This window comes from Thermincola sp. GK-1, from assembly GCF_059412445.1.
Genome location: NZ_JBSQAT010000016.1, coordinates 22,242 through 42,029 on the forward strand (window position 1 = coordinate 22,242; position 19,788 = coordinate 42,029).

At 45.1% G+C, this 19,788-nt stretch carries 20 protein-coding genes; 2 read left to right on the top strand and 18 right to left on the bottom strand.

Annotated features, from left to right (window positions below):
- The 12 genes from folB to ACSNJE_RS13125 all read right to left on the bottom strand — a co-directional run bounded on the left by folB (position 1) and on the right by ACSNJE_RS13125 (position 13,925).
- The gene (gene folB, locus ACSNJE_RS13070; protein WP_052218598.1) at positions 1–363 is read right to left on the bottom strand and encodes a dihydroneopterin aldolase; all 363 of its coding nucleotides are present in this window, start codon (positions 361–363) and stop codon (positions 1–3) included.
- Between the two features lie 10 nt (positions 364–373).
- Entirely contained in the window at positions 374–1,555 is a 1,182-nt protein-coding gene (folP, locus tag ACSNJE_RS13075) for a dihydropteroate synthase (RefSeq protein WP_052218599.1), read from the bottom strand.
- Positions 1,556–1,585: 30 nt separating this feature from the next.
- Positions 1,586–2,113, bottom strand: a complete 528-nt coding sequence (locus ACSNJE_RS13080) for an HD domain-containing protein (RefSeq protein ID WP_052218600.1) — start codon at positions 2,111–2,113, stop codon at positions 1,586–1,588.
- Positions 2,114–2,607: 494 nt separating this feature from the next.
- Entirely contained in the window at positions 2,608–4,383 is a 1,776-nt protein-coding gene (locus ACSNJE_RS13085) for a formate--tetrahydrofolate ligase (RefSeq protein WP_013119124.1), read from the bottom strand.
- Positions 4,384–4,750: 367 nt separating this feature from the next.
- Positions 4,751–5,152, bottom strand: a complete 402-nt coding sequence (locus ACSNJE_RS13090) for a thioesterase family protein (RefSeq protein ID WP_052218602.1) — start codon at positions 5,150–5,152, stop codon at positions 4,751–4,753.
- A 177-nt stretch (positions 5,153–5,329) separates the two neighbouring features.
- Positions 5,330–5,779 (bottom strand): nucleoside-diphosphate kinase, encoded by a 450-nt coding sequence (gene ndk, locus ACSNJE_RS13095; protein ID WP_052218603.1) that lies wholly within the window; start codon positions 5,777–5,779, stop codon positions 5,330–5,332.
- 30 nt (positions 5,780–5,809) lie between these two features.
- On the bottom strand, positions 5,810–7,750 hold the full coding sequence (gene ftsH, locus ACSNJE_RS13100; RefSeq protein WP_052218604.1) for an ATP-dependent zinc metalloprotease FtsH: 1,941 nt from the start codon (positions 7,748–7,750) through the stop codon (positions 5,810–5,812).
- Between the two features lie 78 nt (positions 7,751–7,828).
- Positions 7,829–9,244 carry a tRNA lysidine(34) synthetase TilS gene (tilS, locus tag ACSNJE_RS13105; protein WP_495252823.1) on the bottom strand — a complete coding sequence of 472 codons (1,416 nt, stop codon included), beginning with the start codon at positions 9,242–9,244 and terminating at the stop codon, positions 7,829–7,831.
- 120 nt (positions 9,245–9,364) lie between these two features.
- Positions 9,365–10,063: a hypothetical protein gene (locus ACSNJE_RS13110; RefSeq protein WP_495252824.1), complete on the bottom strand. Its 699-nt coding sequence runs from the start codon at positions 10,061–10,063 to the stop codon at positions 9,365–9,367.
- Between the two features lie 122 nt (positions 10,064–10,185).
- On the bottom strand, positions 10,186–12,618 hold the full coding sequence (gene spoIIE, locus ACSNJE_RS13115) for a stage II sporulation protein E (RefSeq protein WP_474774009.1): 2,433 nt from the start codon (positions 12,616–12,618) through the stop codon (positions 10,186–10,188).
- 133 nt (positions 12,619–12,751) lie between these two features.
- Complete coding sequence (locus ACSNJE_RS13120) at positions 12,752–13,309, bottom strand: hypothetical protein (RefSeq protein WP_013119117.1); 558 nt, start codon at positions 13,307–13,309, stop codon at positions 12,752–12,754.
- A 16-nt stretch (positions 13,310–13,325) separates the two neighbouring features.
- Positions 13,326–13,925, bottom strand: coding sequence for a hypothetical protein (locus ACSNJE_RS13125; RefSeq protein WP_495252825.1), 600 nt, complete (start codon positions 13,923–13,925; stop codon positions 13,326–13,328).
- 181 nt (positions 13,926–14,106) lie between these two features.
- Here ACSNJE_RS13125 and ACSNJE_RS13130 point away from each other — a divergent pair, with 181 nt between their 5' ends.
- Together ACSNJE_RS13130 and ACSNJE_RS13135 are read left to right on the top strand one after the other, a co-directional pair.
- Entirely contained in the window at positions 14,107–14,340 is a 234-nt protein-coding gene (locus tag ACSNJE_RS13130; RefSeq protein WP_495252826.1) for a hypothetical protein, read from the top strand.
- 107 nt (positions 14,341–14,447) lie between these two features.
- Positions 14,448–15,848, top strand: coding sequence for a phosphoglucomutase/phosphomannomutase family protein (locus ACSNJE_RS13135; RefSeq protein WP_474774012.1), 1,401 nt, complete (start codon positions 14,448–14,450; stop codon positions 15,846–15,848).
- 53 nt (positions 15,849–15,901) lie between these two features.
- Here the strand turns inward: ACSNJE_RS13135 and ACSNJE_RS13140 are convergent, their stop codons facing one another.
- From ACSNJE_RS13140 to yabQ, 6 genes are all read right to left on the bottom strand, one after another.
- Entirely contained in the window at positions 15,902–16,810 is a 909-nt protein-coding gene (locus tag ACSNJE_RS13140; RefSeq protein WP_474774013.1) for a hypothetical protein, read from the bottom strand.
- Between the two features lie 162 nt (positions 16,811–16,972).
- Complete coding sequence (locus ACSNJE_RS13145; protein WP_052218612.1) at positions 16,973–17,854, bottom strand: Ppx/GppA phosphatase family protein; 882 nt, start codon at positions 17,852–17,854, stop codon at positions 16,973–16,975.
- Between the two features lie 56 nt (positions 17,855–17,910).
- Positions 17,911–18,279, bottom strand: a complete 369-nt coding sequence (locus tag ACSNJE_RS13150) for a S1 RNA-binding domain-containing protein (protein WP_013119108.1) — start codon at positions 18,277–18,279, stop codon at positions 17,911–17,913.
- Positions 18,280–18,397: 118 nt separating this feature from the next.
- Positions 18,398–18,802 carry an FtsB family cell division protein gene (locus ACSNJE_RS13155; protein ID WP_013119107.1) on the bottom strand — a complete coding sequence of 135 codons (405 nt, stop codon included), beginning with the start codon at positions 18,800–18,802 and terminating at the stop codon, positions 18,398–18,400.
- Positions 18,802–19,035 carry a helix-turn-helix transcriptional regulator gene (locus ACSNJE_RS13160; RefSeq protein ID WP_013119106.1) on the bottom strand — a complete coding sequence of 78 codons (234 nt, stop codon included), beginning with the start codon at positions 19,033–19,035 and terminating at the stop codon, positions 18,802–18,804. The genes ACSNJE_RS13155 and ACSNJE_RS13160 overlap by 1 nt, the downstream gene beginning before the upstream one ends.
- A 206-nt stretch (positions 19,036–19,241) precedes the next feature.
- Complete coding sequence (yabQ, locus tag ACSNJE_RS13165; protein WP_495252827.1) at positions 19,242–19,748, bottom strand: spore cortex biosynthesis protein YabQ; 507 nt, start codon at positions 19,746–19,748, stop codon at positions 19,242–19,244.
- Positions 19,749–19,788 lie beyond the last annotated feature (40 nt).

A 19,788-nucleotide genomic window follows, 5' to 3' on the forward strand; every position in this document is an offset into this window, starting at 1 on the left:
TCAATGTTTCTCCCTTTTTATTTCAACAGCCATATAATCGAAAATGCCGCTAATAGGGGCCTGTGGTTTTTCTACCCTTACTTTGACCTTTTTTACCTGGTAATTTTGAAGAATAGCCTGAGCAATATTTTCGGCCAATGCTTCTAGCAGGTTAAAGCTCTTCCCGGTAACAATTCCTTTTACGAGGCCGTATATATCGGCGTAATTCAGTGTATGGGCCAGATCGTCAGTCTGGCCGGCCTTTTTTAAGTCCGCAGATAATTCCAGATCAACAACAAATTTTTGCCCCATGGCTTTCTCTCCGGGGAAAACCCCGTGGCGACCATGGAACTGCATGCCCTTTAAAATTATCTTGTCACCCATAGCTTGCTACCTACCTTCTTACCATAGCATCGGTCATACGGGCCACCCTGACCATTTCCTTGACATCGTGAATGCGGACTATATCCACTCCCTGGGCAATACCGAAAGCTACCGTTGCCGCCGTTCCCTCAACCCTTTCTGTTACAGGCAGCCCCAAGGTATTTCCTATCATGGACTTTCGGGAAGTGCCCAAAAGAACCGGGTAGCCCAGTGTCTTGAATTCCCAAAGGCGGTTCATTACCTCCAGGTTCTGGTCAGTGTCCTTGCCGAAACCTATACCGGGGTCAATAATAATATTTTCCTCTTTTACGCCGGCATCTAAAGCTAGCTGGATACTTTGCCTTAAGGATGCCAGAATGTCGTCCATCATACTTTTGTATTCTGTTCCTCTTTGATTATGCATCAAAATAAGGGGTACATCGTATTCCGCCGCCACTTTGGCCAAATCCGGGTCAGCCTGCAGGCCCCATACGTCGTTAAGTATATGGGCCCCCACCTCAAGGGCTCTCCTGGCCACCTGGGACTTATAAGTGTCAACGGAAATCGGCACCGGCACTTCCTTCACCAGTCTTTCCAAGACCGGAATTACCCGTTCCAACTCCTCTTCCGCCCCGACCGGATCATAATTTGGCCTGGTGGACTCTCCACCTATATCAATGATATCTGCTCCCTGTTCAACCATTTCCTTCGCATGCTCTATGGCTTTGTCCAGCTCAAAGAACTTGCCCCCGTCCGAAAATGAATCGGGGGTTACATTGAGAATACCCATCACCAAAGTCTTTTCCCCAAGGGGCAGCGTATGTTCACGGCAGCGCAAAAATTTGCGGCCATGGCCTTCCAGGTTCTTTAAGACCACAGATATCTCTTCAGCAAGTTGCGCCATCCCAAAAGGCTGCATCTTTAGCTTCGCTGTCAAATCGGCAAATTGCCGCACCGTCCCCATGACCAGAATATCACAGGTGTCAACAGTATTATTCCCTGCTTGTCTGGGTAAAACTACTTCGCCCCCTTTGGACAGCATTTCTTGTTTGATTATGTTGGCCACCGCTGTTCTAATGCCTTCAATTTTAAGCGTCCGGTGGACAGCCTTCGGTTTCATCCACTTCAAGCCGAATTCATCCGGCCCGATAGCAGATATTTCTTTGGTTGCCTTTTCCGAGTCATTTATGTCAATAGCCCTTACTCTTATCATAATACCCTCCTGCAAATTGACCAAATTGATTTAATAGAGTATTGCTTTAACTCCTGTTTCCATATCGTCAAACTTGTAACATTCCGCTTTGGCCGGGCAAAAATAACAGCTTCTGGACAGGTTATCCGCACGGTGTAAATATTCGCCCAACAGACTCATGTTTTCTGTAAAACTACCCCGGTGCTCTTTAATTGCTTGGCAAATAATAGTTATTTCTCTATTATCGAACCCTGCCCTCTTCAATATATCTTCAGCTATTTCAGCGCCTTTTACCGCGTGGTCCTCACCCGTTTCATATTCATGCCACCGGGCGATGTCATGCAGTAAGGCTGCAGCATAAATCACTTCCCGGGCTTTTTCCCGAATACCGAGGTTATTCTGTATGATAAAATTCTTTAGTTCCTTTGCTTCCATAATCAGGATATAAGCGACCCTTGCTACATCCACCATATGCTGAAAGGCGTGCTTGCAAAACTTACGTTTTGCCTCCTTTACTTCGTTCTTGGCTATACATTCCTGGTAAAACGGGTCTTTCAGTATTTTTTCCACCCTGTCCATTCCAGATGCCCCCTCACATATTCCTGGCATAGATTGAACATATGCCGTTTACCTTTACTTTGACATACTGCGCAAAAAATCCTTTTTCTTTTGCCTAAATAAAGTCATGTTTAGCATCTGCAAAGTTATTAAATTTAATAAGTGGAGTTGCTGCGTAAAGGTTAAGCAATCGTTTCTCCAAAGCTGCAGGGGGAACCGTTTACCACAGAGAATTCATTACTTGAAAATTTCTGTTTCCTCGGTATAATTTATGGTTTTAACAAAGTACCACAGAGGACTCAGAGAGCACAGAGAAAACACAACAAGCATCAACTTTGCTTTTACAATTAATTCTCCGTGTACTACCCCGAAAATAAATATTTCATTCTCTGTTGGTGCCGCGTTAGCGGCATGAAAATCTCTGTGGTTTAAGAAATTACGACCGGTACACACATCGTTACCATGCAAAAGGTACAAAAGAGGCAGGTTCGTATGAACCTGCCTTTTTAAAACTTTTAGAACAAACCACTTACTTCGCCGGTGTTTACATCCACGTCGATTCTCCTGTAAGCAGGGTCGGAAGCGGTACCAGGCATTAAGCTGATATCGCCGGCCATCGGGCAAAGGAACTTCGCACCGCTGTAAACGAGAACGTCGCGGATAGGCAAAACCCAACCTTTGGGCACTCCCTTCAGAGTAGGATCGTGGGACAGACTCAGGTGAGTCTTAACCATCATGGTCTGGAAGTCAGCAAACTGTGGGTCTGCTTCAAACTTCTTAGCCTTCGCTTCAGCTACCGGCGACCATGATACACCGTCAGCACCGTAAACTTCCTTAGCTATCATTTCAACGCGCTGACGCAACGGCATTTCAAGCGGATAGAGCGGTTTGTAATTGGAGGGCTCGTTGCAGGCGTCCAGAACAACGTCTGCCAGTTCAGCAGCGCCTTCGCCGCCGTACATCCAGTGGTTGGATACGGCACAGCGTACGCCCTCTTCTTCACAAAGCCTTCTGACAAGGTCATGCTCAGCCTTGGTGTCAGTGTAGAAAGCGTTGATGCAGACAACAGGTACAATACCGGACTTCTTGACAATGCCGATCATGTGGCGCAGGTTCTCGAAGCCCTTCTCGACCAGGCCAAGGTTTTCTTCGGTATACTCTGCGGGCAGAGGACGACCAGGAGCAACAGCCGGACCGCCACCATGCATTTTAAGGGCACGAATGGTAGCAACGATAACGGATACGTTGGGAATATTGCCACTTAAACGGCACTTAACATTCCAGAACTTCTCGAAACCGATATCGGCGGCAAATCCGGACTCGGTTACAACGTAATCAAAGAGTTTCAAGCCAAGGCGGTCGGAGATAATGGAGTTCTGACCGATAGCAATGTTAGCAAAAGGACCTGCATGGATCAATACAGGCTGGCCTTCTACAGAGTAGCAGAGAGTCGGGTTAATGGTGTTACGCATCCAGGCAGTCATAGCGCCGGCGACATCAAGATCGCTGGTTGTGATCGGTTTGCCTGTTCTGTCATAGGCAACAGTAATCTTGCCAATACGCTCCCTCATGTCAGCAAGGTCTCTGGAAACGGCCAAAATAGCCATTAATTCAGAACTTACGGAAATACCGAACCTGGACTGCATGGGGTAACCGTCTTTCTTACCACCGAGACCGATAATGATATTGCGGAGGGCCTGAGCAGCAAAGTCCATTACCCAGCCCATTTCTACGTTTTTGGGGTCAATATCCAGCCGGCGCAGGCCGCGCTTGGCCAGTTCTTCATCTGTATAATTGCACTCATGCTGATACCTGGAAGTAAGAGCAACCATAGCCAGGTTATGAGCGTTAGTGATGTCATTAATATCACCGGTCAGACCCAGCGAAAACTCGGTCATAGGAATAAGCAGAGCATTACCGCCACCGGCAGCGGTTCCTTTAACGTTCATGGTAGGTCCACCGGAAGGCTGACGTAATGCGCCGCCAACGTTTTTTCCTTTTACCCCAAGACCCTGGATAAGACCCATGGAAACAGTGGTCTTACCTTCGCCAAGGGGCGTAGGGGTAATGGCGGTAACCTCTATGTATTTGCCATCCGGCTTATCCTTCAAGCGGTTCATTATTTTTAAAAAGTTGAGCTTAGGAGTTTTTCCGTAAGGAATCAGTTCATCCTTTTCCAGTCCCAGCTTTTCAACCCATTCCTCCACACTGGGCAGATACTTTTCAGCCTCCTGGGCTATTTCCCAATCTTTGTACTTGGTCGGGTCCATTGACCTTGGATTGTAAGGCATTCTTATCCTCTCCTTTTTTATTTAAATTTTTTAAGTGTGTAATAAACTTGGGTCCCTCTCCCTATTCAGAAACTAAAAAACATCATCCCCCCTTAATACTTGCTGGCGTTGTTAGAGCAAGCTAGAACTCTAGTTTTGTTAAAGACCACCCGTCTCCTCAAAGGCAGGCTATCAAATATGCATAATTAAGGGTATCCTTGATATTATTCGAGACTTTTAAATAAACTCCTGCCAGCGTAGACAAAATATTTTAAAAATTGCTAATGTTTCCTATTGCAAGAACCCAAAAGGCATAAAATCTCCTGTTTTTTTATATCTACAGCCCTATAAATAATATGCCTTTTGTCCCCTTTTTAATCATCAGAATTTATCCGCTTTGCTTTTTACCTTCGCACTTGGCCATAAATTTTTCCCGGTTAATGATAAATCGTTCGTGTATTCCTTCCCCGATTTTATCTTTTTCATCATAGGCTTCTACTTTAAAAACCAGTTTCTTGCCTTCTATCCGAATCAGTTCCGACCTTGCAACAACTTCCATACCAACCGGTGTAGCCGCCAAATGAGTTGACTGAATATTGATCCCTACAGTGGTATGACCAGGAGGCAGGAATTTTTCTACTGAATTAAGGGCTGCATTTTCCATGAGCGCTATCATGGCAGGAGTGGCAAATACTTCTACCCCTCCGCTCCCATAAGCAATAGCCGTATTGTTTTCCGATACCACAACCTTACTTTCCCCTTTGATACCCGTTTGCAGGTTGATGTCCATTTTATCACCCCCTCTTTTTTTCAAATGGTAATACATAGACTTCGTTAAAATTAATATTTTTCCTGCCTTCCCTTTAGCGTTCTACAAAAATAAGCAAAAAAATTCCTTCGGAATGAAAAAATTCAAAAACAAGTAGATAAGCTCAATTAAAAAAGCAGGCATTTGCCTGCTCTATATTTACTCGTAAATCCAATCATCAAGCACCTTTTTATATTCACATAATTCGCTCTCGGTAAAGTAAATGGCGATTTCCCTGTTGGCGCTATCTATTGAATCTGACGCATGAATTACATTGCGCCCCACTTCAATGGCATAGTCGCCGCGAATCGTCCCAGGTCCGGCATTGGCTGGGTTGGTTGCCCCATTCATGGCGCGGGCAGTAGCCACGACGTCTTTTCCCTCTAAAACCATAGCCACTACCGGGCCGGAAGTAATGTAACTTACTAACCCTTCAAAGAAAGGTTTTCCTGTATGTTCGGCATAATGTTTTTCAGCCATGGCCCGGTCCATCTGCAGCATTTTAAGGCCCACAATCTTTAAGCCTTTCCTCTCGAAACGGGTAATAATCTCGCCAATTAAATTGCGCTGAACTCCATCAGGTTTAATCATTACATAGGTTCTTTCCATAATCTGATCTCCTCCCGGGTATCAATTTGCTTACTCCGTTCTGTCCGGCGGCAACTTATCAGCAGGTTCTTCGGTTTTCTCAATCGAATTGAAGGCATTTTTTTCATCTTCCGCCGGAGGAACGGCCTTATCTTCGACTTTGGGCGTGCCGTTAATGTTTTTACCCTCTATCAGGTTGGCAAACTCTTCTGCATCCAGCGTCTCTTTTTCGATGAGAGTATTGGCAATCAAATGCAGCTTATCCATGTTTGCCATGATAATCTTCTTGGCTTTTTCATAGCAGTCCTCAATAATATGCCGTACCTCTTTATCAATTTTGAAAGCAATTTCTTCACTGTAATTACGGTCTCTGGCGATATCCCGGCCCAGGAAAACCTGTTCCTGGCGCCTGCCCAAAGTCAATGGACCTATTTCCTCGCTCATTCCCAATTCCATGATCATTCTGCGTGCTATTTCCGTAGCCCTTTCCAAATCGTTTTGGGCGCCGGTACTGATTTCGTGCAGAACCAGTTCTTCAGCCACTCTACCGGCCAAAAGCATAGCAATCTGGTCAAGCAACTGGGATTTAGTCATGTAGTAACGGTCTTCCTTGGGGAGCAACAGTGTATAACCGCCGGCTCTTCCCCTTGGAATAATCGATACTTTATGCACAGGGTCTGTATTGGGCAGCAGGTAACCAACCAGTGCATGGCCGGCTTCGTGAAAAGCAACCAGTTTTTTCTCTTTATCGCTAATAACTTTGGATTTCTTCTCAGGACCTGCCACTACCCTTTCGATGGAATCCTCCAGTTCTTCCATCCCTATTTTCTTTTTATTGCGCCTTGCGGAAAGCAGGGCAGCCTCGTTCACCAGGTTAGCCAGGTCGGCTCCGGTAAAACCTGGCGTTCTTCTGGCCAGAACGCCGAGGTTAACACTTTCATCCAGGGGTTTACCCCTTACATGTACCTGCAGTATTTCTTCCCGGCCCTTAACATCAGGGGAGTCAACCACAATCTGCCTATCAAAGCGTCCCGGTCTTAAGAGCGCCGGGTCCAGGATGTCGGGCCTGTTAGTAGCCGCAATAATTATAATTCCTTCGTTGGGACTAAAGCCGTCCATCTCAACCAACAACTGGTTAAGAGTTTGTTCTCTTTCGTCGTGGCCGCCTCCCAGGCCTGCGCCTCTTTGCCGGCCTACAGCGTCAATTTCGTCAATAAATACTATACAGGGAGCGTTTTTTTTGGCCTGTTCAAACAAATCCCGAACACGGGAAGCGCCCACACCCACGAACATTTCCACAAAATCAGAACCACTGATGGTGAAAAAAGGCACTCCGGCCTCGCCGGCAACAGCCCTGGCCAATAATGTCTTGCCGGTACCGGGCGGGCCGTACAATAATACTCCTTTAGGAATCTTAGCCCCTAATTCGTTAAACTTCTTGGGGTATTTTAAAAATTCAACCACTTCCTGCAGTTCTTCCTTAACCTCGTCAGCGCCTGCCACGTCGTCAAAAGTCACCCGTTTTTTCTCATCAGTATGTAAACGGGCCCGGCTTTTCCCAAAAGACATAACCCGGTTGCCTCCGCCCTGGGTTTGGTTCAGCATAAAAAAAATCAAACCGATAACCAGCAGGATAGGTAAAAAATTAATAAACAGGCTGGACCACCAGGGAGGTTTGGGGGCTGGAATTACCTTTACAGAAATTCCTTTATCTCTAAGAAGCTTCGTTAGTTCCGGAACTTCAAAAACCGAAACGGTGGAAGAATACTCTTTTTTGTTATCTTTGGCCAGCTTGCCCTTAACACGGGCTATTTCCTCCTCGGACTGAATTTCTGCAGTCAAAATGTTGCCACGGGCAATCTCCGTGTAAAGCTGGTCGTTGGTGAGCTCTTTGATCTCATCTTGCGTTGGTTGTGTATACTTGATGATGGCTACAGCAAGTACCACTATAAGCAGATATATACTAAGGTTCTTGAAAATCCTGTTCAACAAGTTCACTCCTCTCGGCCTATACAGTCAAAGGGGCACGATACCTAATAATTTTAGCATAATTTTTCAGCCATTTCAATTTTATGAATCTATTTCATCAATAATTTTTATAATTAACACTGTTCGGGTAGACTCCGTTATCTTCCATCTTTCGTCAATCCGCAGACGACCTACGCATACAATATCGTCGCCCGCTGTAATTACGGGATACCTGTCCCTCTCTGCAACAGGAATTTTCAAATCAATAAAAAAATCCTTCAGCTTTTTGGTACCTTTCATGCCCAGGGGCTGAAACCTGTCACCCGGTCGCCGGTTCCTCACCCGCACGTCGCCATGCAGCCTGTCATAATCAACTGCATGGGCCTTTAAACCCTTATCAATTCCATGGGCTTTTGCGTCCATGTTGTATGCGGCAATTTGTTTGACTTCCGTGATAATTGTCAACCCTGCTTCAGGAATTATCGTCCGGCCGGGTACTTTAAGTTCGTGGTCATATTCGATTTGCGCGGGCTCATATTTGGCGGTAATAATTGCCGAATTATAGGTTTTTTGGGCCACAACACCTTTGGGCAATTCGATGTAACCCGAAGCAGGCCCGGTCTTTAAAAACTCCAGCAAGTTTTCAATATTTGTGTACATGATGTCCCGCGCGGAACCCGTTACGGCTTCCCACGCCTTTATCAGTATTCTTCTCTGAACAGCCCTGGGCCATTCCCAAAACCTATCAAGTTGAAACCGGATTTCTTCAGTTCTTTCCCCCACACCAAGCAATTGCCATGCTTTTTCTGCTTCCCGGCAAATAAATTCATTATCATCCCGGGCAATCTCGCTGAAGCGGGCTATAGTTTGCACAATTTTCGGATTAAATTCCTTTTGCAAGAAAGGAATAAGCTGATTTCTAACCCTATTGCGCAGGTAAATATTTTTCGCGTTGGAAGCATCGAACCGTACCGGCAAGTCAAAATACCGGCAATAGTTTTCTATTTCCTGCCGGGAAACTTCTATCAACGGCCTGATGTATTTACCTTGTCTTACAGGCGGTATGCCCGTTAACCCCGATACCCCGCTCCCCCGGAGAAAATTCATTAAAACCGTTTCCGCCTGATCATCGGCATGATGCCCGGTGGCTATCCGATTGGCGCCTACCTCATCCGCAAGTTTTTCAAAAAAAGCGTAACGTATATACCGGGCCCCCGCCTGGGCGGAAACGCGGTGTTCCGACAGGTAAGCCGGCACATCTATCCTTTCTACCGTACAGGGTAAACCAAGCTTCTCCGCCAGGCGGGCCACACTGTTCGCATCAAGCTCAGCCTCCTTACCCCGAAACATGTGGTTGAGGTGGCCGATATGTATGGTCAACCTGAATTCTTTTGCCAGCCGGGTCAATATATGAGCCAAAGCCACAGAATCGGGGCCGCCGGAAACACCAACCACAACTTTGTCACCGGGCTCAAGCATTTTGTATTTGATAACAGTGGCTTTTACCTTTTCGTACATCCGGAATACTCCTCATCCCCAGATCATCCTTTAAGTTAACCGTGTTCTGATACATCCATTGAATTTCGACACCATAAAGGTTTTTCCTGCCTACGTAAAGGCCGAAAATCACGTAAAAATCTAAAAATAAGTGTATATTATACTACCGAGAAAAAGTAAAAAGGAAAAAATCCCAACAGCATTGACAACAATTTGAGTCTTCGCAGTTTCCAGGGACGTATCCTGTTTCAGCCCGTCTTTGCCGGAATCATAGTTCAACAGCCACCTGGTTTGTTCATTTTCCAATCTCGCCAGGTTCTGAGATAGGTTTTTACATGGCTGCAATTCTGTAAAATCCACAACTACTAATTTTGCCTGCCCGGAGTCAACAAATATACTGGCCGGGTGCAGGTTTGTAAATTCCCATCCGGCAGATTGTAGTTTATGCAAAAAAGAACTTAATTGGTAAAAAAGCCAGCCCATCTCCCGCTCCCGCAAAAAGGGCAGTAAACTGCAAAGTCTTTCGCCGCAAGGCACGTCCATGACATAAAACCGGTAATGCCTTTTCGCCAGCAAAAAATCGTCCAGAATATAAACTTGAGGGATAAGCCCTGTTTGCCGGATATTTTCCTTCTTGTTTAAATCCCGCATTATCCTGAATTCATGGGAAAGATCAGGTATAAAGCCAGAAACTTTCAGGGCAAAAAAAAGACCCGTTGGCAATGCCTGTACCTTGTACAATTCCCATTTCGTATTTACTTCTATAATGGCTTTAACGATAAATCTGTTTCCCGTCCACCGGCCTCTAACTATATCACCGGGCTTAAGAATACTGTCCACTTTTGTTCCTCCAAAATTCTTGCTATGTCTATTTTTCCCATATTTTGGTTGCGTATACGGTAAAAAAGGTGCAAACCACTCAATCGTCCGGTGGTTTGCACCTTTCAAAAATTTGCTGCAGTTCACTGAACGGGTCCGGCGGCAACCTCGGCTACCAGAACAGTCATATCATCATCACTTAACCCGCCGGCATTTTTTATGGCCCGGTTTAAAATCAGGTCTGCAATATTCTGGGGGTCGGTGGTAATAACAGACTGCACAAGGGTCACTATCCATTCTTCTTTATTGGCGCTGTCTTTATGAGAATCAAGAATACCATCGGAAACCATTATTACCACATCCCCGGGTTGCAAATGATGTTCAATACATTCTACTTCAATGTTATTTAAAATACCTATCGGCAAGGAGGAGTGCCTGACCACATCTACCCGGTCAGCTCTCTTTATGAAACTTGGCGCCGCGCCGATTTTTATAAACTCTGCTTTACCCGTATACTGGTCCAAAATCGCCAGGTCAACTGTGGAAAAAGTCTCTTCCGGTGTTCTGAGCACCAATATGGAGTTTACAGTTTTCACCGCCAGATTTTTATCGAACCCCGTTTCCAACAACTGTTCCAAGAGATCTATAGTGGCGCTGCTCTCCATGGCGGCTTTTGCGCCTACTCCCATACCGTCGCTTAACACGAGCGCCAATTTGCCATCCCGTAATTCAACCGTCGAACAGTTATCGCCGGAAACGATGCCGCCGTTCTTAGCCGCTTTGGCCATACCAATATTGACATCAAATGTTCTGGCCGGGTGCAGTTTAAACTCGCAAATTGACTCTCCCGTTTTCCTGGCGCAATAATTGTTATTGAATACTGTCATGCGCTGGCCCAATATTTTAGAAATAATAGGGTTAATTTTTTTTGAACAATGCATCTTGCCGCCACAGGAAGGGCACCATACATTAACTTCCAGCCGGCCGTCCCCAAGGGAAACAACTGTTAAATCCATCACCGACTGTCCGCTCTTAGCTAATTCACTCTTTAAAATAGCTTCAATGTCTTCCTGCATCTGTACGTCCAGCCGCACTTCATTCGCCAGGTTGCTTAAAATGGTGGCTATACCTTGCAGTTGGCCCGATACAACTTCTCTGCTCTCCGCCATTTTTCGTTTCCAATAATGGTTGGTTTTATAGTTTTCATACAGGCAATTGATGGTTATAGCCAGTTCCTTAAGCCGGATACACCTCTTTTGCAAGTCCGTGGGTATGTGTTCTTCAGTCACCCTGGACTTTAACTCCAAAACAGCCAGCAAATCCATTATATTTTTGTAAGTTTTATAAAACTCCGATTCCCAGCAAATTCGGTAAAGGGAGCAATCAGCACAAACTTTTCCGGTAATTCCGTTAAATAACTGCTGCAAATCATCTTCACCGGAGGTTTGCAGGTCACTGGATACCTGTTCGATAGTCTTGGCAACTTCGGAAAACACCCGGCCAAAATCTCTTATTTTCCGCGCGCTGTAATTTCTAATACGTTGGTCCCTGGCGCTTTTCACCGGTTCCCCAAAACTTACCCGGGCAATAGTACGCAGCCGGTGCAACCCTTTAACGGGGAAAACCAAAAGCAAGGCTACCGCCGCTAAACCTTCGGCCAAAGCAGATGTTATGGAAGCAGGTCCATTAAAATATACAGATAAAAGTATGTTTCCCAGCAAAAAACCCAGGGCAATGCCAATGCGGCCAAAATGGCGAAAAATTCCCGCTAATAGCCCGGAAAAAGCATAATACCCCATTAAGCCCGGCACAACCAGGGACGTTAAACTGGGAACGGCGCCGGCCAATGTACCTGCTGCGGCGCCCCACCCCGGCCCACCGATAAAAACAGCCACCAGAACAATGAAAGAACTAAAGGCCCTCTGCACATTTACATAGGCCGCCTGCCATCCGTTGAGACCTGCCAGAATACCTACCAATGCGCAAACAATAAAGAGCCGTTCTTCCCGCTTAAAAGTCCGCACCGTTTTCAATTTCAGTAACGGAGCTGCCCTAAAAAATATATAAGTTAAACCTGCGGCCAGAGCAGCCTCAAAAAATATGGTTAAATACCTGTATAAATCGGCCCCTTGGTAGGCAAAAACACCTGTTTTGATTATGGTTGTGAGGCCCAGGACTACCGCTGAAGGACCGTACCGCAACTGGCGGAACCTCAGGTGGTATTTTCCCAACAAAAGGTAAATTAATGCCGTAGCCCCGAAGGTGGCCGCCAGGTTACTGCCCTGTAATACAGTTGTGTAACCTGCCAGGGCCAGGATAGCGCTCAAGAGCCCGTATTCAGGGAACACAGCGGTAATACCGGCCGCAAAAGCGATACCAAAGGGAGACAATTCTCCAAATAAAAGGGTACGACCGCACAAGAAAGCCATAATAATAATAGGCAGGGTTTCCACAGAACAGAGATACCGGGCCCTGTTCGCAAATACCTTCAACGATGGTACTGAAATTTTAAGGGGCTTGTTTACAGACTTTTTGTTATCTGCCCTTTGGAAAGGGTAAATATCTATTTTTTCCATGGTTCCCACCTGATGTACTTTTTCTATTATTATACAAAAGGTTGCTGCAGAAGCTTGTCAGCATTGGTAGAAACAAAAAAAAATTGTTTCGACAAGATACAATTTTTCTCTCACCCAGGCATCAAAAAAGGCCCTAATATAACGGGCCCGTATTGCCATGTTGCCACTTTGTGTCTTTTGCTGTCATTTCAGAGGCAGACCGGGCATCAAGCATTAACACAAGAAAGCCTTTAACAGTCCGCTCGTTGACAGCTTTCAACTCACAATCGTGCACTTTTAAAATCAACGGCATGGAACTGTAGTTGCCCCGGTCAGTCTGCACAAAGGTGTGAATCGAATCTTCCCATGACCAACTGTATTCCCAGCCGGTCTCGCTATTTCGGTCAAGCTTTTGCTTTTCCTCGCACTCCTCAAGAAAACCTCCGTTTAAAAATTGCAAACTTTCAAAGAAACAGCAAGAAGAAACCCGTTCGTCTTCGTTCAAGCTCATCGGACTGTCTACATCGGCCCCACAATAGTTCAGGCAAATCCGGTAAGTCCCTTCTATTTCAATTTCCTCCTTATGATAGACCACCGAACTTAAAGTGGGCTCCACGGAAAAACTTGCAATTTCTTTTATACCAGGTAAATTGTCAGGAACTCTTAACGTCAGAGGAATACGGGGAAACGGCTGCTTCAGCGGATAGGCCAAAAAAGATTCCTCCTTTTTAAATACTGATTTGCCACCACTTATAATTGGGGAGAGACGGTGTAAACGGCTCCACCCTTCTTATAGCTGCCGACCTGCTTTGTAAGGCTCTTTTTTTTTGCAAAACTTGCACTTTTTCTGTGAGAGCTTCAACTTTTTGCATCATCTCGTTTAAAAGCACAGGAAAGTCTTTGATATCAGTTTTCCACAAGTAATCTCCCGGCCTTTCTTTAAGGGCGGTTTTCTCGTTGCTCACCCCATAATGAAGAAGTTGAAATTTTCCTGCCCGCCTTTGAAAGCGGTTTCTTCCAAGAACTTTTACCTGAATCTTTTTCTGAAACAGGTCAACTTTATCTGTTTTTAAATAATAAACACCCTGACCTCTCTTTCCCGGTTGTAGTTTTCCTACCAGTTCCTCTTCGCCTTCCAAAGTCTGCACGGCCAGCCACCGTTCCAATATCATACCATTCCTGTTGCAGGTTCGATATATAATTTCCCCCGTCACTCCATCTAAGTGAACATCCAGTTTTCCTTCCGGCGCCGAACCTGCGGTCTTAGCTTCGGGGCTCGTCAGGAAAATTCTACGAAAGGAGTAACCCGGTTGTGTACTATTTTCCATATCCACCTTCCTTTCAATTCCGCTTGGTCGTTTCATCTACTCAGTTTATTACTAATATATTTTTTTCCATAAAAATACGTGCCTGTCAAATCCCTGCAAACACAGAACGGTTCAAAGCAATCCAATACCTTCTCGTTTGCTTCACACATATAATGAAACAGCCACAAAGGAGGAATCATAAATGGGACTTTTCACCTGGCTGCAAAAGCTGGCATCCCGCCCTATACGCAGTTATGATAGGGCTAGGCCTTCCGCAACAAACAAGGATAAGGCAACAGTTACTCTACCCTGTTTAGAAATCAGTCTGGAAAGGAATTATAAATCCGTTGTGCCGCATGAAGTTTCCATATTTGTTCCCCGGGCCGAATTTCGGAAAGTAACCGAAGAAGCAGGAAAAAAACCAGTTGGGAAGTAATATTAAACAGTATCACCATAGTACACGCACCGAGGCACATTCCCTTAGGGGGGAGCCCTCAACATGCAAAAGCGAAAGAAAAACCGACTAGTCAAGGAGGCTAACCTATGGAAATTAAATTTGGCACCGATGGATGGCGGGGAGTAATTGGATACGATTTTACTGCTGTCAATGTTTCCCTGGTTGCCCAGGCGCTGGCAGATTACCTGCTTTCCCGGCACACGCAACCTTTGTGCGTAATAGGCTATGATACTCGGTTTATGTCCGATATTTTTGCCAGGGAAATAGCCCAGGTACTGGCAGGGAACGGGATAAAGGTGCTGTTGGCGGAAAAACCCGTTACCTCGCCTGTTCTTTCTTTTGCAACCAGGGAACTGGGAGCAGCAGGCGGCGTAATGGTTACTGCCAGTCACAACCCACCCGTTTATAACGGCATCAAGTTCAAAGGTCCTTACGGAGGCTCGGCTTTGCCGGAAACAGTAGCCGCCATAGAAGATAAGCTTTCAGCCCGCGTGATTAGCCGGGCCCCTGCAAATACCTCTAATATTGAAACCTTTAACCCTGAAGAAAAATATATAAATCACCTCATGACCCTTGTAGATATTAATAAAATTATAAACTCCGGAATAACGTTTGCCGTTGACCCTATGTACGGTTCGGCACAGGGTTATTTCCAACAGATTTTCGCAGCCTGCCCCACCCTGGTGCAGGAGATCCACAGTGAAATCAACCCTTCTTTTGGAGGAATAAATCCTGAACCTATCTCTAAAAACCTCGGGGAATTGTCCAACCTGGTCAGCTCACAAGGCTATACTGCCGGTCTGGCGCTGGACGGTGATGGGGACAGATTGGGTGTAATTTGTTCCAACGGAATGTTTATGAACTCCCACCAAATATTTGCTTTGTTACTAAAATACCTGGTTGAGTTTAAGAATCTTAAGGGAGCTGTAGTGAAGACCTTCTCTACATCCGGCATGATTGATTTATTGGCTGCATCATATGGCCTGGCTGTACACGAAACCCCAATCGGCTTTAAATATATCTGTGATTTATTTTTATCGAAAGATATATTAATTGGCGGAGAAGAAAGTGGAGGTATCGGCATTAAAGGTCATTTACCGGAACGCGATGGAATACTTTGCGGTTTGCTGCTCTTGGAATACATAGCCGAAACAGGCCAACTCCCGGAACAATTGTTACAAACTCTTTTTAACCATATCGGGTCCTATTATTACGACCGCAGGGACGTGCCGGTAACTCCCCAGGCTAAAGCCAGGTTCAATGATGCAGTATTGAACAATCCCCCTGAAACGATAGCCGGTTTGGCAGTTACGGAAATAAAAACCTTGGACGGTATTAAATTCTGTTTTGCTGATAAGGGCTGGCTGCTCTTCAGGTTTTCAGGCACCGAACCCCTGTTAAGGCTATACGCCGAAGCCAGTTGCCCGGCACAGGTTCAAAAGCTTTTACACGAAGCCGAATTATTAATTGATAACATAGAAAAATAATTACCGGCAATTAAAGCAGGCGCCAGGTATAATCGCCCTGACGCCTTAAATTTTCAGCTCCCTTCTTCATTTTTGCCGGTCTCTTGTTTGTCCGGCGGGATTGTTTGTTTTTTCGGAAAAACCACCTCCCCGCTTTCAGGGTCTATATGTACCAACCAGTAACCATAATGGCCTTTTTCATATTTCTGGCCGGGGAGCGGCTGCCAGTAAACATATCCGCTGCTCCCCCCGTCTGGTTGGTCCTCCGCACAGAACCTGCCTGGTATACCGTGCACCAGGTAGTCTACTGTCCCGTCCGCATCGTAATGCAGCCCAATTAGCTGGTGGCCCCGGAAAACCGGACCTGTCTCCAACCCCGGTGGGTAAAAAGGCTTTTCAGTTTTCTTACCCGGGTTATCGGCTTTCGGTTTATATGCCTCTTCAGCTTCTCCTTCATTAAAAAAATGGCTGGGATAAAACTTCCACCAATGATGGTTTGGCATGGCGGTTCCGAAGGGCTCCACTTTTTCTATGTTCAGTCCGTCAAAAGACTCTGCTATATGCAGTTCCAAATCCCCAGCCAATATTATTTGCCTGTCTTTGGCAGCGTTCCCCACCCTTACCAACAGCACCTGCGAAAAAGCATCGATCTTTAACCCAGTTCCTTTGACGTTTTCGGCGTTAAACTCCCAGCAGCCTTCTCCGTCACCCTGGCTATCCACCTGCAACGTACCAATTTTAACTGGTTTTCGCCGGCCCCTGCCAATAGAATGGAGCCATAGCTCATATAATTTGGGGAAATCTTCTCCCACCTGTTCTGATTTCAGATTTTTTAACTGCACCGACAGCCTTCCCCGATTGCCGGAAACGTCAATCTGTACATAGCCCTGCGGCTTCCTCCGGCGGCTTACAGCAGCCCCCTCTCGTTTCCTTTTCAAGATACTGATGTATTGGCTGAACCTGGATTCAGGGAGGCCCCTCATGAACATCCTCCTTTATCAAGGTGAATCCCTTACCTACTTAATCCTTTTTTAAATATATGCACGGAAAACATAAATCTTAACAATCTTTATAAAAAAGTACAAGTCCGACTCCATTTTGATACTGCCAAGGACCAGCCAAATTTTGAGGTTAGTTGGATAGTTCTAAGGGTCGGAATAAAAGTAATCGTATGCCAACCCGTACATTATATCGGTTTCACTAATAACAATTTCCGGAAGTCGGAGTTCAGACAATATAACCTCCAAAATAGCGATACCGGCCAAAATAATATCCGCTCTTTCGGGCTGTAGACCTTTTACCTGCCGTCTGGCATGCAAGTCCATAGCAGCTAGCCACTCCCCAATTTCTGTTATTCTTTCCAAAGACAGCCGGTATCCGTGGACCTTTTCCGGAGAATAAACGGCCAGTTTCTGGTCTATAGCCGCCAAAGTAGTAGCTGTCCCCCCTATACCCACAGTATTGGAAGGTAAGTCCTCTTTTACTTTGTCTAAAACTGGCTGTAAAATTCTATATATCACACCTTTCGTACTCTTCATTTCTGTCATACGTACGGCTCCGACCTTGGAACTGGTATAATTAACCCCGTTCTGCGATTCCCAGATAAGTTCCGTACTCCCGCCGCCGATGTCGATAACCAGGGGATGTGCTAGTTTTTGTGGCAGTCCTTTAACTACCCCCAGGTACCCCAGGCGAGCCTCTTCTTCACCGGAAATTACTCTGATTTGCCATCCCAGTTCCCTTTTCACTTTATCCAGGAAATACTCTTTGTTGGAAGCTTCTCTGACAGCGCTTGTAGCTATTAAAATAACTTTTTCTACGCCCTGTCCGGAGCAAATATCTTGAAATTCCCGCAGCGCCTTGACGGTCCTGACAATTGCTTCCTCCTGCAAGCAGGTAGAAGCCGCCATCCCCTGGCCCATGCGGGTAGTAACCAGGTAGGACCCTCTGACCAGCAGTTCCTGTTCTTTTGTTACTATTAACATGCGTACAGAATTGGTTCCAATGTCAATAACCCCTAATTTCAAAAGAAAACACCCCCGCAAAAATCGCCAAAATATAAAAGCATCCTTGCGGATGCTTCTTATCTTCTCCTGCCACGGCCACCCCTTTTGGAGTCAAGGCTGCGCCTAAGGTCCTGCTGCCGTTCATCGCTATCCTTCATAAATTTGGTAATCATATCTTCAAAAGACGCGCTGTATCGTTTTTCATGCTTTGGCTTGGGATTGGCCTGTTTGATGGACAAACCGATCTTTCCGTTTTCAATGGCAATAACCTTGACTTTCACTTTGTCTTTGTCTTTAAGATAATCCTTGACATCCTTAACGTAAGCCTCGGCCACTTCGGAAATGTGCACCAGGCCCGTTTCTCCTCCGGGTAGTTCCACAAAAGCTCCAAAGTTAGTAATGCCCGTTACAACTCCTTCTAAAATGCTACCAACCTCGATGGCCATTAATACGCAATGCCTCCTTAAGTTATAACAACAGTTAAAAAAGCAGTCATCGAGTAACCATACTCCACACATATAGTAGAATTATAAACTCAAGTTGAACCTTAGTCAAGATGACTTTTTAATGAACTTCAATATTTTTTCTTTCTTCTTCTGTTATCTGTTTCATATCCTTGGGTTTTACCTCCAGAATAAGCTTTTCACCCGGTTTTACCAAACCCAGCTTTTCTCTTGCCGCATGTTCTACCCAGGATTGAGATTCCAATTTATTAATCTGTTTTTTCAACTCCTCATTTTTCTTTTTCAATTGTTCCATTTCCTGCTGAATCTCTTTTACTTCCCGCTGGACATTATAAGTTTCGGCCATTTGTCCGCCAAAAGAGTAAACGGCAAAACCCAAAGTAATCATTAATACTATTCCCGGCCCACCAAGTTTAAAATGTTTTTTCTTCTTTTTCAGAGGCGGGTTGTGTACGGGCAAACTTACTACCCTGGCCTGTCTTTTTGCTTTTGCCGATAATACCATTAAGCTTCACTCTCCTCTTCATCAGAACCAAAAAGCCCCAATGAATCCCCCGGAATAACAATAACTACCTGATAACCTTTATTCCTGGCACGGTTCAAAAGAGTGGCCACCGTACTACTGGTCAGACCCAATTTAGCACCAATCTTTTCATTCGAGTAGCCCATCTCTTTTAAAGTAACAACTTGCCGTTCTCTAAAGCTTAACTTTTCGGCGCCTCTTATTTCAATTTGCATAAACTCACCTATTCCAGCCGACCCGGTTATCGACAGGTTATCGACAAGTTATCGACTAGCTATATTTATTTATCCACAGTTTGTCCACAATATGTGTATAATTTTAGTACAAGATTTGTACAAGTTTAGTATTAGCGTTTGTTATTCTACATTTAGCTAATTTTTCCTGCCTGGTTATATAAAATTTAGTAAACTTAATAAAATTTTTACGGAGGGGGATCCTTCTTTTCACCTTTAATCGTCAGTCTGGATAAAATACGCCGGATACCTATTTTTATAGAAATTAGAAGAGAACCAATTAATCCTACAGGTATAAGCACTACTCTCCTAATTAAATTTACTGGGTAACCGACTATCCGGTACAAAAAAAGAACCACTTTAACTATTTCTAGTTTTATGGTTCTTATTGCCTTAATTATCAGGAGGATAGTTTTAATGACCCTTGAACTGAATATTTTCAGATATATGGTACTACCCAGCAGCAATCCAATAAAAACATATAGCCGTATTTCTCCCCAGTTTCCCAACAGCAGAAAAAGGAAAATAATAAACGTGCTAATTATCCAAAATATCAGGTCTCCCAAATGAGTAATTATCTTTTTGGGCCTGATTACCCCCCGGGCCACTCTGTAAAAATCAAACAATAACCCTAACAAAAAGCCCCCACAAACAGTGACTCCGAAAGCGAATAATTGGGTTGAAAGATTCTGCATTTCTCCACCCTTTCAAATTTTTATGCTCTAAACCATAACT

Coding starts and splice junctions, on each gene's coding strand:
- ndk (WP_052218603.1), bottom strand. CDS start 5,779: ATGGAAAGAACCTATGTAATGATTAAACCTGATGGAGTTCAGCGCAAT.
- ACSNJE_RS13160 (WP_013119106.1), bottom strand. CDS start 19,035: ATGCAAATTGAAATAAGAGGCGCCGAAAAGTTAAGCTTTAGAGAACGG.
- folB (WP_052218598.1), bottom strand. CDS start 363: ATGGGTGACAAGATAATTTTAAAGGGCATGCAGTTCCATGGTCGCCAC.
- yabQ (WP_495252827.1), bottom strand. CDS start 19,748: ATGCAGAATCTTTCAACCCAATTATTCGCTTTCGGAGTCACTGTTTGT.
- ACSNJE_RS13140 (WP_474774013.1), bottom strand. CDS start 16,810: ATGAGGGGCCTCCCTGAATCCAGGTTCAGCCAATACATCAGTATCTTG.
- ACSNJE_RS13155 (WP_013119107.1), bottom strand. CDS start 18,802: ATGGTATTATCGGCAAAAGCAAAAAGACAGGCCAGGGTAGTAAGTTTG.
- ACSNJE_RS13125 (WP_495252825.1), bottom strand. CDS start 13,925: ATGGAAAATAGTACACAACCGGGTTACTCCTTTCGTAGAATTTTCCTG.
- ACSNJE_RS13080 (WP_052218600.1), bottom strand. CDS start 2,113: ATGGACAGGGTGGAAAAAATACTGAAAGACCCGTTTTACCAGGAATGT.
- ACSNJE_RS13090 (WP_052218602.1), bottom strand. CDS start 5,152: ATGGACATCAACCTGCAAACGGGTATCAAAGGGGAAAGTAAGGTTGTG.
- tilS (WP_495252823.1), bottom strand. CDS start 9,244: ATGTACGAAAAGGTAAAAGCCACTGTTATCAAATACAAAATGCTTGAG.
- folP (WP_052218599.1), bottom strand. CDS start 1,555: ATGATAAGAGTAAGGGCTATTGACATAAATGACTCGGAAAAGGCAACC.
- ACSNJE_RS13135 (WP_474774012.1), top strand. CDS start 14,448: ATGGAAATTAAATTTGGCACCGATGGATGGCGGGGAGTAATTGGATAC.
- ACSNJE_RS13085 (WP_013119124.1), bottom strand. CDS start 4,383: ATGCCTTACAATCCAAGGTCAATGGACCCGACCAAGTACAAAGATTGG.
- ACSNJE_RS13130 (WP_495252826.1), top strand. CDS start 14,107: ATGGGACTTTTCACCTGGCTGCAAAAGCTGGCATCCCGCCCTATACGC.
- ACSNJE_RS13150 (WP_013119108.1), bottom strand. CDS start 18,279: ATGGCCATCGAGGTTGGTAGCATTTTAGAAGGAGTTGTAACGGGCATT.
- spoIIE (WP_474774009.1), bottom strand. CDS start 12,618: ATGGAAAAAATAGATATTTACCCTTTCCAAAGGGCAGATAACAAAAAG.